The organism is Agromyces aerolatus (assembly GCF_031432255.1).
Lineage (GTDB): Bacteria > Actinomycetota > Actinomycetes > Actinomycetales > Microbacteriaceae > Agromyces.
Genome location: NZ_JAVKGQ010000013.1, coordinates 65,222 through 81,942, shown reverse-complemented (window position 1 = coordinate 81,942; position 16,721 = coordinate 65,222). Strand labels below are relative to the sequence as shown.

General features: G+C 72.8%; 18 protein-coding genes. 11 read left to right on the top strand and 7 right to left on the bottom strand.

Annotated features, from left to right (window positions below):
- The first annotated feature begins 100 nt into the window (after window positions 1-100).
- From RH864_RS15070 to RH864_RS15045, 6 genes are all read left to right on the top strand, one after another.
- The gene (locus tag RH864_RS15070) at window positions 101-1,135 is read left to right on the top strand and encodes a putative F420-0 ABC transporter substrate-binding protein (RefSeq protein WP_310518386.1); all 1,035 of its coding nucleotides are present in this window, start codon (window positions 101-103) and stop codon (window positions 1,133-1,135) included.
- Between the two features lie 119 nt (window positions 1,136-1,254).
- Window positions 1,255-2,349, top strand: coding sequence for a putative F420-0 ABC transporter permease subunit (locus RH864_RS15065; protein ID WP_396129990.1), 1,095 nt, complete (start codon window positions 1,255-1,257; stop codon window positions 2,347-2,349).
- On the top strand, window positions 2,346-3,215 hold the full coding sequence (locus RH864_RS15060) for an ABC transporter ATP-binding protein (RefSeq protein WP_310518385.1): 870 nt from the start codon (window positions 2,346-2,348) through the stop codon (window positions 3,213-3,215). Before RH864_RS15065 ends, RH864_RS15060 begins: the two co-directional genes overlap by 4 nt.
- On the top strand, window positions 3,212-3,622 hold the full coding sequence (locus tag RH864_RS15055; protein ID WP_310518384.1) for a hypothetical protein: 411 nt from the start codon (window positions 3,212-3,214) through the stop codon (window positions 3,620-3,622). Before RH864_RS15060 ends, RH864_RS15055 begins: the two co-directional genes overlap by 4 nt.
- Window positions 3,623-3,676: 54 nt before the next feature.
- The gene (locus tag RH864_RS15050) at window positions 3,677-4,156 is read left to right on the top strand and encodes a nucleoside/nucleotide kinase family protein (protein ID WP_310518383.1); all 480 of its coding nucleotides are present in this window, start codon (window positions 3,677-3,679) and stop codon (window positions 4,154-4,156) included.
- Between the two features lie 53 nt (window positions 4,157-4,209).
- Window positions 4,210-4,578, top strand: coding sequence for a hypothetical protein (locus RH864_RS15045; RefSeq protein WP_310518382.1), 369 nt, complete (start codon window positions 4,210-4,212; stop codon window positions 4,576-4,578).
- Between the two features lie 154 nt (window positions 4,579-4,732).
- On the opposite strand, the gene RH864_RS15040 is transcribed toward RH864_RS15045, so the two are convergent.
- The 7 genes from RH864_RS15040 to cofE form a co-directional block, all read right to left on the bottom strand.
- A complete protein-coding gene (locus RH864_RS15040) occupies window positions 4,733-5,542 on the bottom strand; it encodes an ABC transporter permease (RefSeq protein WP_310518381.1) in 810 nt (269 codons plus the stop codon).
- Window positions 5,543-5,681: 139 nt separating this feature from the next.
- A complete protein-coding gene (locus tag RH864_RS15035) occupies window positions 5,682-6,683 on the bottom strand; it encodes an ABC transporter ATP-binding protein (protein ID WP_396129989.1) in 1,002 nt (333 codons plus the stop codon).
- Between the two features lie 26 nt (window positions 6,684-6,709).
- Complete coding sequence (locus tag RH864_RS15030; protein ID WP_310518379.1) at window positions 6,710-7,954, bottom strand: LolA family protein; 1,245 nt, start codon at window positions 7,952-7,954, stop codon at window positions 6,710-6,712.
- A 175-nt stretch (window positions 7,955-8,129) separates the two neighbouring features.
- Window positions 8,130-9,152 carry a glucose-6-phosphate dehydrogenase (coenzyme-F420) gene (fgd, locus tag RH864_RS15025; RefSeq protein WP_310518378.1) on the bottom strand — a complete coding sequence of 341 codons (1,023 nt, stop codon included), beginning with the start codon at window positions 9,150-9,152 and terminating at the stop codon, window positions 8,130-8,132.
- Window positions 9,153-9,343: 191 nt separating this feature from the next.
- The gene (locus RH864_RS15020) at window positions 9,344-10,177 is read right to left on the bottom strand and encodes a 2-phospho-L-lactate guanylyltransferase (protein WP_310518377.1); all 834 of its coding nucleotides are present in this window, start codon (window positions 10,175-10,177) and stop codon (window positions 9,344-9,346) included.
- A 77-nt stretch (window positions 10,178-10,254) separates the two neighbouring features.
- Window positions 10,255-11,253: a TIGR03557 family F420-dependent LLM class oxidoreductase gene (locus RH864_RS15015; protein ID WP_310518376.1), complete on the bottom strand. Its 999-nt coding sequence runs from the start codon at window positions 11,251-11,253 to the stop codon at window positions 10,255-10,257.
- Window positions 11,254-11,379: 126 nt separating this feature from the next.
- Complete coding sequence (gene cofE / locus RH864_RS15010) at window positions 11,380-12,171, bottom strand: coenzyme F420-0:L-glutamate ligase (protein ID WP_310518375.1); 792 nt, start codon at window positions 12,169-12,171, stop codon at window positions 11,380-11,382.
- A 104-nt stretch (window positions 12,172-12,275) separates the two neighbouring features.
- On the opposite strand from cofE, the gene RH864_RS15005 reads away from it, so the two are divergent.
- The 5 genes from RH864_RS15005 to RH864_RS14985 are packed head-to-tail and all read left to right on the top strand — an operon-like array spanning window position 12,276 to window position 16,684.
- Window positions 12,276-12,803 (top strand): DUF6328 family protein, encoded by a 528-nt coding sequence (locus RH864_RS15005; protein ID WP_310518374.1) that lies wholly within the window; start codon window positions 12,276-12,278, stop codon window positions 12,801-12,803.
- 36 nt (window positions 12,804-12,839) lie between these two features.
- Window positions 12,840-13,685, top strand: a complete 846-nt coding sequence (locus tag RH864_RS15000; protein WP_310518373.1) for an exodeoxyribonuclease III — start codon at window positions 12,840-12,842, stop codon at window positions 13,683-13,685.
- Between the two features lie 46 nt (window positions 13,686-13,731).
- Window positions 13,732-15,141: a serine/threonine-protein kinase gene (locus tag RH864_RS14995; RefSeq protein WP_310518372.1), complete on the top strand. Its 1,410-nt coding sequence runs from the start codon at window positions 13,732-13,734 to the stop codon at window positions 15,139-15,141.
- Window positions 15,138-15,827 (top strand): hypothetical protein, encoded by a 690-nt coding sequence (locus RH864_RS14990; protein ID WP_310518371.1) that lies wholly within the window; start codon window positions 15,138-15,140, stop codon window positions 15,825-15,827. The genes RH864_RS14995 and RH864_RS14990 overlap by 4 nt, the downstream gene beginning before the upstream one ends.
- Window positions 15,828-15,868: 41 nt before the next feature.
- Window positions 15,869-16,684: an alpha/beta fold hydrolase gene (locus RH864_RS14985; protein ID WP_310518370.1), complete on the top strand. Its 816-nt coding sequence runs from the start codon at window positions 15,869-15,871 to the stop codon at window positions 16,682-16,684.
- The last annotated feature ends 37 nt before the right edge of the window (window positions 16,685-16,721 follow it).

The following is a 16,721-nucleotide window of genomic DNA, read 5'->3' as shown; positions in this document are numbered from 1 at the left end:
CAGACCGCCGGTCGGCTGTGGCCGGTGCCGCGGATCCGGGATTGGGCCGCACGTCCTCGTTCACCTCGAGTCAGACGTCTCGCCTGCCCCCGGAGCATCCATGAACTCGTCCTCACCGCGCGTGCGACCCCGTCGCGCTGTCCTCACCGCCGGCATCGCCCTGTCGCTCGCCGCCCTGCTCGGCGGGTGCGCGACCGGTGCGCCCGGCGCCGCCGGCGACACGGCGGCCTCGGGCACGGGTGCCGCCGAGGCATCCGGATACCCGCTCACCGTCGACAACTGCGGAACCGAGGTGACCTTCGACGCCGCACCCGAGCGCGTCGTCACCGTGAAATCGTCGACGCTCGAGCTGCTGCTCGCGCTCGGCCTCGAGGATCGCATCGTCGGCACCGCGTTCAGCGACGGCCCGGTGCCGGCTGAATACGCCGACGCGGCCGCGGGCCTCGAGACCATCTCCGACAAGGTGCCGTCGCGCGAGGCGACCCTCGCGCTCGAACCCGACCTCGTGTTCGCCGGGTGGGAGTCGAACTTCTCGGCCGAGGGCGTCGGCGAGCGCGCCGAGCTCGAACGGCTCGGCGTGCACACCTACGTCGCCCCCGCCGCGTGCAAGGGCGCGGGCTACATGCCCGACCCGCTCACGTTCGACGAGGTCTTCCGCGAGTTCGACGAGGCGGGCGCGATCTTCGGCGTTCCGGATGCCTCGGCCGAGCTGGTGTCGTCGCAGCGCGCCGCACTCGACGCGATCGAGCCGAGCACCGCGGGGCTCCGTGCGCTCTGGTACAGCTCGGGCGAGGACACGCCGTACGTCGGTGCCGGGATCGGGGCACCGCAGATGATCATGGACGCCGCCGGGCTCACGAACATCGCGGCGGACGTGCGCGACACGTGGACCTCGATGAGCTGGGAGACGATCGTCGCCGCCGAACCCGACGTCATCGTGCTCGTCGACGCACCCTGGAACACCGCCGAGTCGAAGATCGCCCACCTCGAGTCGAACGCCGCGACCGCGCAGCTGCCGGCCGTGCAACAGGGGCGGTACGTGATCGTCGACTTCCCGGCGACCGAGGCCGGCGTACGCAACGTCGACGCCGTCGCCTCCGTGGTCGAGCAGCTTGCCGCCTTGGGGGCGCGATGAGCAGAGCCCCCGACGACGCACCCAGCCCCGCTGGTCGAGCAGCGAGCGAGGAACGAGCACGCGTATCGAGACCCGGTGACCCGGTCCCGACATCGGCCCACCGGGTCTCGATACGCTCGCTGGCGCTCGCTACTCGACCAGCGGGGGGCTCGCCGGTCGCTCCTCCGCCAGCGGGGGGCTCACCGGGAGCTCCTCGACCGACGGGGGGCCGCACGATCGGCTGGGCCATCGCGCTCACGCTCGCCCTCGTGGCATCCGTCGTCGTCGCCGTCGCGATCGGGCCCGCGGGACTCAGCCCCGCCGACGTGCTCGCGAGCGTCGGCGCGCATCTCGGACTCGGCGAGCCGACGCTTTCGCCGCTGCGCGACGCGATCGTCTGGGAGCTGCGCGTGCCGCGCGTGCTCACGGCGGCCGCGGTGGGCGCGGGCCTCGCGCTATGCGGGGCCGTCATGCAGGCGCTCACCCGCAATCCGCTCGCCGACCCGTACCTGCTCGGGCTCTCGTCGGGCGCATCGGTCGGCGCCGTCGTCGTGCTCGTGCTCGGCGTGGGCGTGCTGCTGCCGCTCGCGGCGTTCGGCGGCGCGCTCGTCGCGCTCGTCGCGACACTGGGGCTCGCGTACGCCGCGGGTTCCGGCCGGCTGCAGCCGACGTCGACCGTGCTCGCGGGCATCGCTGTGACGAGCGTCTTCGGCGCGCTCACGAGCTTCGTGATCTTCTGGAGCGCGACGGGCGACAGCTACCGCGAGATCCTGAACTGGCTGCTCGGTTCGCTCGCCGGGGCCGACTGGCAGGCGGTCGCGATCGCGGGCGTGGCGCTCGTCGTGGTCGGCGTGCCGCTCATCGCGAGCGCCCGGACCCTCGACGCATTCGGTGTGGGCGAGGCCGGCGCGGCCGCGCTCGGCATCCACGTCGGCCGGACCCGCGCGCTCCTGCTGGGCGCGACCGCGCTGCTCACGGGCGCGCTCGTCGCGGTCTCGGGGTCGATCGGGTTCATCGGGCTCGTGCTGCCGCACGCGGTGCGCCTGCTCGTGGGGCCGGGGCACCGGGCGCTGCTGCCGCTCTCGGCGCTCGCGGGCGCGCTGTTCCTGATCTGGGCCGACACCGGCGCTCGCACGCTGTTCGATCCGCGCGAGCTGCCGGTCGGCATCATCACGGCGCTCGTCGGCGGGCCGGTGTTCGCCTGGCTGCTCGTGCGCGCGAGGAGGGCGGCATGAGCCGGCGCGGGGCGGGCGCGGGCCGCGGCGCGACGGCGGGGGCACCCGCGGCGCCGGGCGCGCCCGGTCTGGATCTCGCGCGCGTCCGGTTCGCGCGCGGCGACCGCATGATCGTCGACGGCGTCGACGTGACCGTGCCGGACGGCGCGCTCACGGCGCTCATCGGGCCGAACGGCGCCGGCAAATCGACACTGCTGCACCTGATCGCCGCGATCGAACGCGCCGACGCGGGCGAGCTCGCGTTCGCGGGCCGGTCGCTGCCGCGGATGCCTCGCCGTGAGCGGGCCCGCATCGTGGCGCTCGCCGAGCAGCACGGCGAGGCCGACCCCCGGCTGAGCGTCGAGGACTTCGTGCTGCTCGGCCGCACCCCGCACCTGGGCGCCTTCGCGTCACCCGGCGAGACCGACCGGGCCGTCGTCGCGCGGGCGATCGACGACGCGGGCGCGGCCGGGTTCGCGCATCGCGCGGTCGGCTCGCTGTCGGGTGGCGAACGCCAGCGCGCGGTCCTCGCGCGGGCGCTCGCCCAGCAGCCCGCACTGCTGCTCGCCGACGAACCCACGAACCATCTCGACCTGCATGCCCAGCTCGTCGCGCTCGACGCCCTCGCGGGCCTCGCCCGGCGCGGTCTCACGGTGGTCGCCGCGCTGCACGACCTCAACCACGCCGCCGCCTATGCCGACCATGTGGTCGTGCTCGATCGGGGCCGCGTCGTTGCAGCCGGCCTCCCCGCCACCGTGCTCGCACCGGCCCTGATCCAGGAGGTCTACGGCGTGCGAGCGGAGGTGCTGACGCATCCGATCACGGGCCGGCCGTTCATCGCGGTCGCGAGCGCAGCGACCGACCTTCCTGCTAGTATATTGAAATGATTTCCGAGATTCTCGCCGCGGGCATCATCGCCGCGACCGCGTTCAGCCCGTCCGCCGCGCTCAGCATCCCACCCGACCCCGCCCCCTCGGCGCAGTCCAGCTCCACCCGCACGACGATTCCGCTGGTCCGCGAGAACGCGACGTCATGGTGGACGATCCGGGTGAACCAGACCTGCCCACCCGACTTCCCGTACGTGCACGAGGCCGGCTGGGGTTGGACCAACACACCGCACGACAACATCGTGTTCTGGGACGTCAGCTACGGCAACACCGTGGGCGAGCCGGCCACGAGGATCGCGGGGTTCATGACCAATTGGAACCTCGAGACCCGGTGGGTGGAGGCGAATCTGGCGTGCACCTCGGATGCCGGCCATGCCTTGATCGTTCCACCGCGCCCTCCACTGTGAGCACGGGTGCCGCTCCAGGGCGTGACAGCCTGCGAGCGGCGTAGCCTGGGCGGCATGGCCGAGATCAGCGACGCACGCCGTGACCAGCTCGACTCGATCGTCGAGGAGTTCCTGCACAACTTCGGCAGGGGTCGACGACTGCTCGCGATCGACGGCTCGTCGCCGGCGCTCGCGACGCGCTTCGCCGACGACCTCGCGGGTCGCCTGGCCGCGCACGACCAGATCCCGGCACGCGCCTCGATCGGCGTCGCCGATGAGACGACGCTGCGCTCCGGGACGATCGAGCCGTTCCGGGCGGGCACGCTGCCGGGCGCCGAGTCACCCGACACGGTGCTCGTGGTCGATGGGCAGGGGATGCTCGACCAGCCGATCCACGGCATCTGGCATTTCCGCGTCTGGGTGCTGACGGGCGAGGAGCTGCCGCACGCGGGCGCCGACGTCATCGTCGACGCGACCGACGAGGACGCCCCGACCCGGTTCTTCTACGACTACTGCCGCATCCCGCCGAGCGCCGGCGACGGCGGGAGGCGCTGACCCCCCAGCCCCGAACTCGGCGTCCTCTCGGGTCTGTGTTGTAGTATATCAACATGTTTACTTCAACACTCGCGGCCGCCGTGCTCGCCTCGACCCTTGTCAGCCCTCTTCCCACCGCTGAGGCAGGCGGCTCGACCCTCGAATATGTTCCACTCGTTCGCGAGAACGTTGGACTGTCCTACACCTTGAACGTGGACCAGCATTGCCCTGGCCACGCCATCTACGTGCACAAGGACGTCTACAAAGGCGCACTGCCCGAGCACGTGACCTTCAGCTACAGGGGGACGAATCCGCTGGGGACAAGCGACAAGGCCACCGCAATCAAGGGCTCGGTCTTCAACTGGTTCAACGCGTCCAACCCGTACGTCTCGCTCGACCTGGTCTGCACGTCGGACCCGCACGAAGCGATTAACGCCCGCTGAGCGAGATGCCGTTCTGATCCACGCCCTGGCCTCCGTCGCACGCGCTTCGACCCTACTCAGCCCGCTGCCCGCCGTAGCGGCGCGCGACACGGCCACGTTCGACGCTGAGATGGTGGAGTTCGTCCGTGAAGAGGCCGGGCGTGGTTCACGGTGCTTACGAGAGCACGTCCTTCGTCGCCATGCGCCACGCGGCGAAGCCGCCGAACACGACCACATAGGCGCCCTGCAGCAGCGCGTTCTCACCGAACGACGTCCACGACGGCGGCGAGCGCAGCAGGTCCGCGAAATCGAACCAGCGATCGGTGAAGAGCCCCGGGTGCAGCCACTCGAGCTGCGGGATCGCACCCGCGATCTGCGCGCTCACGGCCAGGATCGCGGTCGCCGCCATGGCCCCCACGGGCACGGTCGTGAGCGTCGACAGGCACAGCCCGATGGCCGAGAGCCCGAGCAGTGACACGCACACGTACGCCGCGATCGCGAGGAACCGCAGCAACCCCTCGCCGACCGAGATCTGCCCGCCCGAGAGCAGGGTCACCGGCCCGATCGGGAACAGCGCCCACCCGATGAGCGTGCCCACGATCACGACCGTGAGCGCGGCGGTGAGGCAGAACACGGCCGCGCCCGCGTACTTCACGACGAGCAGCCGCATTCGGCCCGCAGGCGCGATGAGCAGGTAGCGCAGCGTGCCGAGGCTCGCCTCGCCCGCGATCGTGTCGCCCGCGACGACCGCGATCGTGAGCGGCAGGAACAGCGGGGTCGCGACGACGAGCGCCGTGAGCCCGACGAACAGTCCGTTGCCCGCGATCTGATCGAGGAACCCCGGCCCGCGGCCGGGTGAACTGCTCCCGGCGATCCTGATCGCGATCGCGATCAGGATCGGGATGAGCGCGAGCGCCGCGAGCATGGCCCAGGTGCGCCAACGCCGGAACAGCGTGCTCAGCTCGGTCGCGAACAGCGACACCATGCCCCCGGCTCGGCGACCACCCGACCCGGGGCCGACACGGCCGTGCTCGCCGAGTGATACCGATCCACTGCGGCTGTGGCCGGGATCGGGACTCACTCGAGCCGTGTCGGTATCACTCGATGCGGGCGGGGCGGCGGAGTCAGGCGACGACATCAAAGCCCTCCCCGGTCAGTTCGACGAAGCGCTCCTCGAGGCTCTCGGCTCGCAGATCGAACCCGCGGACGCGAACCCCGGCGGCCACGAGCGCGGCCACGATCTCCTCCGCCGGGGGCACCGAACCGGCCGGCGCCCCGCCGTCCCCCACGCCCTCGTCGAGCACGGCGACGACGAGCGACGTGCCGCCCGGGGCATCCGCTGCCGCCGAGGCATCCGCTGCACCGGCTGCTCCGTCGACGCGCAACCCGAACCGCGCGAGCACCTCGCGCGCGAGCGCGACATCGGGCGTGTGCACCTCGACGCGTGCCGCACCGGCCCTCCGGAACTCGTCGAGCGTGCCCTGCGCGACGAGGCGCCCGGCGCTCATCACACCGACGTGCGTGCAGAGCTGTTCGACCTCGGCGAGCAGGTGGCTCGACACGAACACGGTCGTGCCATCGGCCGCGAACGACCGCACGAGCGCGCGGACCTCGCGCGTGCCCTGCGGGTCGAGGCCGTTCGTCGGCTCGTCGAGCACGAGCAGGTCGCGCGGCATGAGCAGCGCGTTCGCGAGCCCGAGCCGCTGCTTCATGCCGAGCGAGTACGCACCCGCCTTCTTATGCGCGGCGTGCGAGAGGCCGACCCGGTCGAGCGCGCTCGCGACACGCGCGGCCCGCGTCGAGGGCGACGCGTGCCGATCGGCCGAGTCGAATCGGCGCAGGTTCGCCTCGCCCGAGAGGAACGGCGCGAACGCGGGCCCCTCGACGAGCGCGCCGACCCGCGGCAGCACCTCGCCGAGCCCACGAGGCATCTCGGACCCGAGCACACTCGCGGTGCCCGACGTCGCGCGCACGAGCGCGAGCAGCATGCGGATCGTGGTCGTCTTGCCCGACCCGTTCGGGCCGAGGAATCCGAACACCGAGCCCCGCGGCACGGCGAGGTCGATACCGTCGACCGCGGCCTGCGTGCCGAAGCGCTTGGTGAGCCCGTGCGTCTCGATGGCCAGGTCGGTCACGCTGCCGGGCCCGCCCGTCAGCTTCCGCCGCCGGCGAGCTCGACGAGCCGCTCGACGGGCACCGATCCGGCGAACACGCGGCCGTCGTCGGTGACGAGCACCGAGACGAGCGACGTGGAGAGCGCCTGCCCGCCGGCGACCGGTTGACCGAGCGCCGCGAGCGGGCCGAGCAGGTCGCCCGCGCCGGGGGCGTCGGCGCCGGTCGCGCCGGCGCCGGGCGCTTCGGCCGGAAGTGTGAGCTCGACGACCGCCGACCAGCCCTCGCCGTGCACGACCGGCGCGGGGCCGTCGGGCTGCGCCGCCGGATCGGCGGCGTGCGCCTCGGCCTCGGCCTTCCAGCGCGCGAGCTCGTCGGCGGTCGGCAGCGGCAGCGGCTTCTCGACGACGGTCAGGTCGGCGGCCGGCTCGAACACCAGCGCGGATGCCTCGGGGGCGGCGAAGCTCACGTCGGAGAAGCCGATCGAGTACGCGGGCTCGTCGGCACCGCGCGCCGTGATCGAGGCCGACAGCGGCGCGCCCGTCTCCCCGTCGATCGCGAATCGCAGCTCGCCGACGAGCGTCTCGTCGGTGCGCGGCTCGAGCACGAGCTCGTACGCGTCACGGCCGGCGACGCGACCGTCGCTGCCGACCGAGACCTCGGTCGTCTCGTCGAGACGCGCGAGCGCCCGGTCGAGCGCCTGCTGCGGCGAGGGGAGCTGCTCGGCCGCGTCGGCCTTGCGCTCGTCGGCCCCTGGGAAGGTCGCTTCGAGGTCGTCGTGCAGGCGCTGCACCTCATCGTCGGAGGGCAGGACGAGCCGCGTCGCGGTGGCCGTCTCCGAGTCGACGAACCACGCGTCGTCGGGGCTCACGTACACGTTGCGCTCGGCGAGCCGGTCGAGCACCTGCAGCCGGGCGCGGTCGCCGTCGAGGTAGACCCGCGCGTCCCAGTCGCCGGTCGCGAGCGCGAGCAGGTCGTCGATGCTCGCTTCGGTGCCGGCGGATGCCTCGTCGCCGGCGCCGCCCGAGTCGCCGGCGCCGCCCGTGACCGCGGAGAGGTCGGGGAGGCCGAGCTCGGTGCGCTGTTCGACGGTGCCGCTGAGCGCGTCGACGTCGCTCGATGCGGCGAACTCGAGCAGCTGCTGGGGGGTCTTGTCGGGCAGATCGACCGCGGCGGTGGCCTGCAGGGGCACGAACACCGCGGCCGCGACGACGAGCGGCACCCCGATGGCGGGAACGAGGACACGGGCACGCACACGAGACGGCCCGGAGACACGTGGGCTCATGCGCTCAGCGTACGCGCGAGCACGCCCCCGCGACACGTCTGCGGGGCAAACCCACAGGCTCGCGGAGGGTCTCGATACGCTTCGCTACTCGACCAACGGCACCCCCGGCCGCGCAGCGCGCGCCAGCGGCACCCCCGTTGGTCGAGTAGCGAGCGCCAGCGAGCGTATCGAGACCTCAGCCGCGCGCGCGGAGCCGCGGCGCAAGGTCGCGTTCGAACAGCTCCATGAACCGCCGCTGGTCGTGGCCGGGCGCATGGAAGACGAGGTGCGTGAAGCCCCAGTCCACGTACTTCCCGATCTCGGCGACGACCTGGTCGGGGTCGGTGCCGACGATCCAGCGCTTCGCGATCTGCTCGATCGGCAGGGCGTCGGCGGCGCGCTCCATCTCGACCGGGTCGGTGATGTCGTGCTTCTGCTCTTTCGAGAGCGACAGCGGCGACCAGAAGCGCGTGTTCTCGAGCGCGGCTTCCTCGGTCTCCTCGTACGAGAGCTTGATCTCGATCATGCAGTCGAGCGCGTCGTACGACCGGCCGGCGGCCTCGCTGCCGGCCTTGACGGCGGGGATCAGATCGTCGACGTACAGCGATTCGCCCTTGCCCGACGTGCAGATGAACCCGTCGCCGGAACGGCCCGCGTACTTCGCGACGGTCGGCCCGCCGGCCGCGATGTAGATCGGGACGGGCGCGACCGGCCGGTCGTAGATGGAGGCGTCGTGCGTGGAGTAGTACTCGCCCTCGAAGTTGACCTGGTCGTTCTCGGTCCAGAGCGCACGCATGAGGCGCACCGCTTCACGGAGCCTGGCGAAGCGCTCCTTGAACTCCGGCCAGTCCTGTGCCCCGGCCCCGCGGAACCCGGTCGCGATCTCGTTCAGCGCCTCGCCCGTGCCGAAGCCCGCGATGACCCGGCGCGGGTACAGCACGCCGAGCGACGCGAACGCCTGCGCGAGCACCGCCGGGTTGTACCGGAACGTCGGCGTCATGACGCTCGTGCCGATGCGGATCGTCGACGTCCGCTCCCCGACCGCGGCCATCCAGGTCAGCGAGAACGGCGCGTGCCCGCCCTCGTGCCGCCACGGCTGGAAGTGATCGCTCGTCCAGACCGATTCGAACCCGTGACCCTCGGCGGCGACGCCGAGTTCGACGAGCTCACGGGGACCGAACTGCTCGGCAGAGGCCTTGTATCCGAGGGTCAGCGACATGATTGCAATCCTTGCACAGCGCTGCGCGCGCGACCCCCATCATGATGGAAGGCCGTTTGTGTGTTGGAGGTCCTCCCCGCACGGCCTCCGACACACCAATCAACCTCAGACACACTTTCCACGGCGTGGGCGCGGGCGCGGGCGCGGTGCCGGGGCGGCGACGGCGGGCCGGCGGAACGCCGGCGCCTCGTCTACTCGGTCAGCGGGTTGCCGCGGTCAGTGAGGTTCGCGAGGACGTGCGCGGTGTTCGGGCCCGTTCCGAGGGCGATCGCGTCCTCGAGCGCCGCGAGCGTATCGACATCGCGGCGAAGCCGGGCGGATGCCTCGATCGGCACGAATCCCGCATCGCGATGCCGCGCGGCGGAGTCAGGGCCGAACCTCGGCGCGAAGCGCACGTCGGCGAGCGCGGTCGCGAGGCTCGTGCCGGTTGCGTCGGCATCGGGCACGAACGCGAGCGGATGTCCCGCGGCGAGCGCGAGCGCATCGTCGAGGTCGTCCGGGGTGAGGCAGGGCAGGTCGCCGAGCAGCACCGCGACGTGTCCGCCGCCGGTTCCCCGCGCGTGCGCGATCCCCCGCGCGATCGCCGCCGTGAGCCCCGCTCCCGCGCCCGCCGGCTTCGCACGTTCGCCGAGGGCACGGTCGTCGGAGGCACGCCCCTCAAGGCCACGCCCCTCAAGGCCACGCTCATCGAGTGCACGCCCCTCGCGGGCGCTCCCCTCGAGGGCACGCTCGTCGAGGAATTCGGCCTCGTCCGCGAGGGACGGGTCGTCGCCGACGACGATCACGCGCGCGACCGAGCCCGCGGCGAGCGCGGCCGCGACCGTGTCGGCCGCGAACGCGCGTGCGAGCGCCATCCGCGACGCGTCGTCGAGGTGCGGCGCGAGCCGAGTCTTCGCCCGTGCGGGCGCCTTCGCCGGGATCACGACCGTCCACGTCACAGGCGCCCAGGAGGCATCGAGACGATCCCCCTCGGTCTCGCTCGGCCGATCGAACGGTCGCTCCTGGCGGGTTTCGGGCTGGCGCACCCGCCATCTGCGACCGTTCGCGGCGTTTCCGACTGGCGTGGCGGCGTCGACTGGCGTGGCGGCGTCGGAGGGCGCGGTCATGCGCGGAGGCCCGGGAGCACGTCGCGGCCGAAGACCTCGAGGAACTCGGTCTGCTCGCGGCCGACGTTGTGCAAGTAGACACGGTCGAACCCGAGATCGAGGTAGCGCTGGATCGCGGCCCGGTGCCGGTCGGGGTCGGCGCCGACGAGCAGCCGGCCGGCGAAGTCCTCGGGGCGCACGGTGCGCGCGAAGTGCTCCACGTCGTACGGCGAACGCAGGTCGCTGCGCGGAGCGCGCAGGCCCGCGATCGGCCACTCCTCGAGTGCATTGCGCATCGCCTGCTCGTCGGTCGGCGCCCACGACAGGTGCAGCTGCAGCATGCGAGGCATCCGGTCGGGGTCCCGACCCGCCTCGCGCGCGCCCTCGCCGAACCGCTGCAGCAGCGCGGCGAGCCGGTCGTCGGGCGCGCTCATGGTGATGAGGCCGTCGGCCGTACGCCCCGCGCGCCGCGCCGTGACCGGCCCGCTCGCGGCGACGAGCACCTCGGGCGGCGTGGCCGGCATGGTCCAGAGCCGGGTGGACTCGAGCTTGAAATGCTGGCCGGAGAACCGCACGTCCCGCCCGGCGATGGACGCCTGGAAGAGACGCTTGATGAGCTCGACCGCCTCGAACATGCGCGCGATGCGCTCGGGCGCCTCAGGCCAGTACCGTCCGACGATGTGCTCGTTCAGGGCCTCGCCCGAACCCAGGCCGAGCCAGTGCCGCCCCGGGTACATCGCCGCGATCGTCGCACTGGCCTGCGCGACGACGGCCGGGTGCATGCGGAACCCGGGCGTCGTGACCCCGGGCCCGAGATCGCCCGACGTGCGGGCGCCGATCGCGGCGAGCACGCTCCAGACGAACGAGGACTCGCCGTGCGCGGGCAGCCACGGCTGGAAGTGGTCGCTCGCCATGGTTCCCGCGAAGCCGTGGCGCTCCGCCAGCGCGGCGAGCTCGACCGCCTCGGCGGGCGGGAATCGTTCGAGCATCGCGGCGTATCCGATGTGCGCGGGCATGCTCCCATCCTGCCGGTCCCACCGGTCGGTCGAGTAGGGCGACGAAGGAGCATGCGTATCGAGACCGGGTGACCTGGGTCTCGATACGCCCGCTGGGGCTCGCTACTCGACCAACGTGGGGGGGCGCTACTCGGCGAGGGGGTCTCGGGTCTCGCCGCGGGACTCGGCCTGCGCCTCGTCGAAGCCGGCGCGGTAGCCGTCGTCGTAGGCCTCGTCGGCGCCCTGCCGGAAGAGGTCCCGCTCGGCCGGACGCTGGATGCTGCGCGCGCCCGGCAGGTCCAGCGAGCCCACGAGCCGGCCGAGACCGCGCACCACGGCGACCGGGACGCCCGCGGCCTTGCCCTTGACCAGCTCGGCCGCACCGGCCAGCTCGTCGGCCACGCATGGCATGGTCACCGAGAGCGGTTTGCCCGAGGCATCCGTCGACCCGCGAAGATCGTCGAAGACCTGCACGCCGGCCGCACCGATCGCGATGTCGGTCTGCCCTTCGCGCCAGGCGCGACCGACGGTGTCGGAGAGGATGACGCCGACCGAGGCGCCCGTGAGCGTGCGTAGGCCGGTCGCGAGGTCGCGCGCCGAGGCGTCGGGGTCCTCGGGGAGCAGCAGGATCACGCCGTCGGGCGCGTTCGACGCGTCGACGCCCGCCGCGGCCGAGATGATGCCCTGACGGTTCTCGACGATCCGGGTCACGCCGCCCTCGTACTCGCGGGCCGCGACGAGCCGCACGGTCTCGGCCGTGATCGCGGCCTCACGGTCGGCGCCCGGCACCATACGGCCCTCGGCCTTGGAGACGATCTTCGAGGTCACGACGAGGATGTCGCCGTCTTCGAGCTCGGTCACGCCGGCGATGATCGCGGCCAGGTGGGCACCGGGTTCGATCTCGCCGATACCCTCGACGCCCTCGACGCTGAAACGCATGCCCGTCCTCCCGTTGCCTCGATCCCGCCGACCATCATCCCAGTCGGGCCCCGACGTCGCGACCGGCTGCTGCCGAGCGCATGCCTCGGCAGTAGCATCCATGCATGACCGCCCCCGCCCACCGTGCCGAGCCCGGCGACGACGCCGATCCCGATGACGGCCGCGACGAGACCCCCGTCGAAAAGGCCGACCGCAACTGGGGCGACATCCTGCAGGAACTGCGCGCGGTGCAGACGGGCACCACGATCATCACGGGCTTCCTGCTCGCGGTCGCGTTCCAGCCGAGGTTCGCCGACCTCGAGCCGTACGAGCAGGGGCTCTACCTCGTGCTCGTGGTGCTCGCCGGGTTCGCGACCGTGCTCGGCCTCGCACCCGTCATCATGCACCGGCAGCTGTTCGGCCTCCGCCAGAAGGAGCGCCTCGTGCGCTCGGCGAACCAGTTGCTCATCGCGCTGCTCGTGGTCGTGTCGTTGCTCGCCGCGGGAGTCACGAGCCTGATCTTCGACGTCGTGCTGAACCGCGCAGCGGGCTTCATCGCGCTCGGCATCGCGCTGGCGGTGCTCATCGTGTTCTGGACGATCGTGCCGCGGATCGGACGCACCCCGCCGCGGTCGGGCGGCGCTGTGGACTGAGCGGCCGGCGTCGGCGGCGTCTTCTACGCTGAGAGGATGCGCATCGCCACGTGGAACGTCAACTCCATCCGAACCCGATTCGCCCGCGTGGTCGACTGGATGGTGCGTGAAGACGTCGATGTGCTCGCCATGCAGGAGATCAAGTGCAAGCCCGAGCAGTTCCCCTACGCACCCTTCGAGGAGGCCGGGTACGAGGTCGTCGCGCACGGCCTGAACCAGTGGAACGGGGTCGCGATCGCGTCGAGGCATCCGCTCACCGAGGTCGAGACGCACTTCCCGGGCCAGCCGGGCTTCCTGAAGGGGCATGACGGGCCCGAGCTGCCGCTCGAGGCGCGCGCGCTCGGCGCGACTGTCGAGGGCGTGCGGCTTTGGAGCCTGTACGTGCCCAACGGGCGCTCCCTCGGCGACCCGCACTACACGTACAAGCTCGACTGGCTCGCGGCGCTCACCGAGTACACGCGCGCCGAGACCACGGCGCGTCCCGAGGTGCCGTTCGCGCTCATGGGCGACTTCAACATCGCGCCGCTCGACGTCGACAACGGCGACCCCGCCGTCGTCGTGGGCGTGACCACGCACGTCTCCCCCGCCGAACGCGACGCATACTTCACGCTCGAGAACGCGGGCGTGAGCGACGTCGTGCGGGCACGCGTGCCCGAGGGGCTGTACACCTACTGGGACTACAAGCAGCTCAAGTTCCCGCGCAACGAGGGCATGCGCATCGACTTCATCCTCGGGTCGGCCGCGTTCGCGCACGCGGTGACGGATGCCTCGATCCACCGCAACGAGCGGAAGGGCGATGCCCCGAGCGATCACGTGCCGGTGCTCGCCGATCTCGATCTCGGCGGCGACGACGAGGGCGACCTGCCCATGATCTTCGGCTAGCGCAACCCCAGGCACAGGTCCACGCACCGGGTCTACTCTCGCTTGCGTGACTGCGGCACCTCCAGACTCTGCCGTCGACGACGGGCTCGTCGGCGCGGTGCTCGGCGAGCGCTATCGCGTGACCGGGCTCATCGGCCGCGGCGGTGTGGCGACCGTGTACCGCGCGACCGACCTGGCGCTCGGCCGCGAGGTCGCGATCAAGGTCTTCCGCGGCGCCGAGGGCCTCGATGACCCCGAACGGCGCAGATCCGAGACCGCACTGCTCGCGAGCCTCACCCACCCGGCGCTCGTGACCCTGCACGACTCGGTGCGCGATCCGGGCACGGGCCGGGAGTTCCTCGTCATGGAGCTCGTCGAGGGCCCGAACCTGCGCGAACGGCTCGACGCCGATGGACCGCTCGACGCCGACACGGCGGCCGCGATGACGGTCGAGCTCGCCGAGGCCCTGCACATGATCCACACGCGCGGCATCGTGCACCGCGACGTCAAGCCCGCGAACGTGCTGCTCGCGCCGTCGCCCGTGCCGACACGGGCCTGGCGGGCGAAGCTCGCCGACTTCGGCATCGCCCGGCTCGTCGACGACGCACACCTGACCGCGACGGGCGGCCTCATCGGCACACCCGCCTACCTCGCGCCCGAGCAGGTGCGCGGGCTGGGCGCGGGGCCGGGTTCCGACATCTACGCGCTCGGGCTGCTGCTGCTCGAGTCGCGCACGGGCCGCGCGGTGTTCCCCGGGCCCGCGCTCGAGGCCGCGAGCGCGCGTCTCACGCGCGACCCCGAGCTGCCGGGGTTCCTCGGCGCCGACTGGCGTGCGCTGATCGCGGCCATGCTCGCGCGGGAGCCCGGCGACCGGCCGTCCGCGCTCGAGGTCGCGGTGGCCGCGGCTGCGCTCGGGCCCGATCTCGGCGACGAGCCGGGCGCCGGCCTGCGCGCCAGTTCGGGCGGGTCTGCGCCACCCGGGGTGGCGCAGGACGGCGTAGGTGGCGCAGCGACGGGCGAGATGCGCGAGCGGGCGGATGCCTCGGGCGGGACGAACCCGCAGGTCGACGCCGAGCGGGCAGCCGATCAGCGCACGGTCCGCTCCGAGGCGACGGGGCTGATGCCCGAGCCGACCGGACTGTTCAATGGCGCTCAGCGCGCACACGGGCGTGACGCCGAGACCGGGATGCTCGCGGCCGAGGAGCTCGACGAACACGGCGACGCCCCGACGATGCGGCTCGGGGAGCCGACGGGCACGAAGGCGGGGACGGGGACGCGTGGCCACCGTCGGCGGCCGGCGTGGCTCATCCCGGTGGGCGCCGTTGCGGCGCTGGTGGTGATGGTGGCGATCACGCTGCCGATGCTGCTCTCGACGACCGGGGGCGGCGAGCCCGAGCCGACGCCCGCGCCGATCCCGAGCGTGCCGGGCGAGCTCGGTGTGCATCTCGAAGAGCTGGAGGAGGCGGTGACGCCATGATGCGACGACGTGCGCCGGAAGCCGCCGCGGAACGCGCTGCGCCCGCGGTGACCGGGCGGACGGCGAGCACATCCGCACCGCGCGCCGCGGTCACCGGCCGAGGCGCTCCCGGGCTCGCCGCCGGGACCACACGCGCACCGGCGCGGCGACGAGCGGCCCGTGGCCTCGTCGCGGTCGCGCTCGTCTCCGGTCTCGCCCTCACCGGGTGCGTCGCCCAGCCCGACCTCGGCGCGGAAGACGCCGCCGCGTTCCGCGAGCAGGTCGCCGCGATCGCCGAACGCTCGCTCGCGGGTGACTTCGCGGGCGCGACGGCCGAGCTCGCGCTGCTCGAGACCGCGGTGGCCGAGGCATCCGAAGCCGGCACGCTCGGCGACGCGCGCGAGGCGCGGATCACCGGTGCGATCGCGACGGTGCGCGCCGACCTCGACGCGCAGATTCAGGCGCAGCAGGCTGCTGAACAGGCCGCACGCGAAGCGGCCGAGGCCGCGCAGCAGGCCGCCGCCGCGGAGGCCGCGCGGGTCGCGGCCGAGCAGGCCGCCGCCGAGGAAGCGGCAGCCGAGGAAGCGGCCCGGCGCGCCGAGCGCGACAACGACCGCGACCGCAGCGGCCCCGGCAACAACGGGAACGGGAACAACGGGAACAACGGCAACGGCAATCGCGGCGGGTCCGACGGGGACGACGAGTGAGCGGCGGGTCAGCTCTCAGCACGGCCGCCTACGCTCGAACCATGCCCATGCTCGCCGTGCCCGGTGCCGAACTCGCCTACGACGCCCAGGGTCCGGTGTCGGCGCCCGCGCTCGTCCTGCTGCACTCGGGCGTCGCGACAATGCGCATGTGGGAGCCGCAGATCGCGGCGCTCGCGGCGGGCCATCGCGTCGTGCGGCTCGACCTGCGCGGCTTCGGCGCGTCGACGCATGAGGACGTGCCGTACTCCAATCGGGCGGACGTGCGCGCGGTCATGGATCACCTCGCGGTGCCGTCGGCGACGCTCGTCGGCGCGGGCCGCGGTGCGACGATCGCGCTCGACCTCGCATTCGAGTCACCCGACCGGGTCGACGGCGTCGTGCTCGTCGGCGGCGGGCCCAGCGGGTTCGCGGCCTCCTCCCTGACCGAGGAGGAGCATCGCCGCTTCGACGCGCTCGACGCCGCGGCGGAGTCGGGCGACCGGCACGCGCTCACACGCCTCGAGACCGCGCTGTGGGCGGCCGGTTCGCTGCGCCTCGAGACCGACCTCGACCCGGACTTCGTCGCGTTCGCCCACGAGCTCGCGGCACCCAACGCCTCGCAGCCTGCGGGAGTCGGCACGCCCGAGCCGCTGCAGCCCGCCGCGAACGACCGGCTCGCCGAGCTGGGCGTGCCCGCGCTCGTCATGGTCGGCGAGTACGACCTCAGCCCCGCCCGTGCCCAGTACGCACATCTGCTCGACGCCTTGCCCGACGCGACGGGCTTCTGCTTCCAAGACGCCGCGCACCTGCCGAACGTGGAACACCCGGGCGAGTTCACGCACGTGCTGCTCGACTGGCTCAACGAGCGCGGGCTCTGAGCTCCGCCCGCTGGTTCGCGGGCGAGGGACGCGGGGG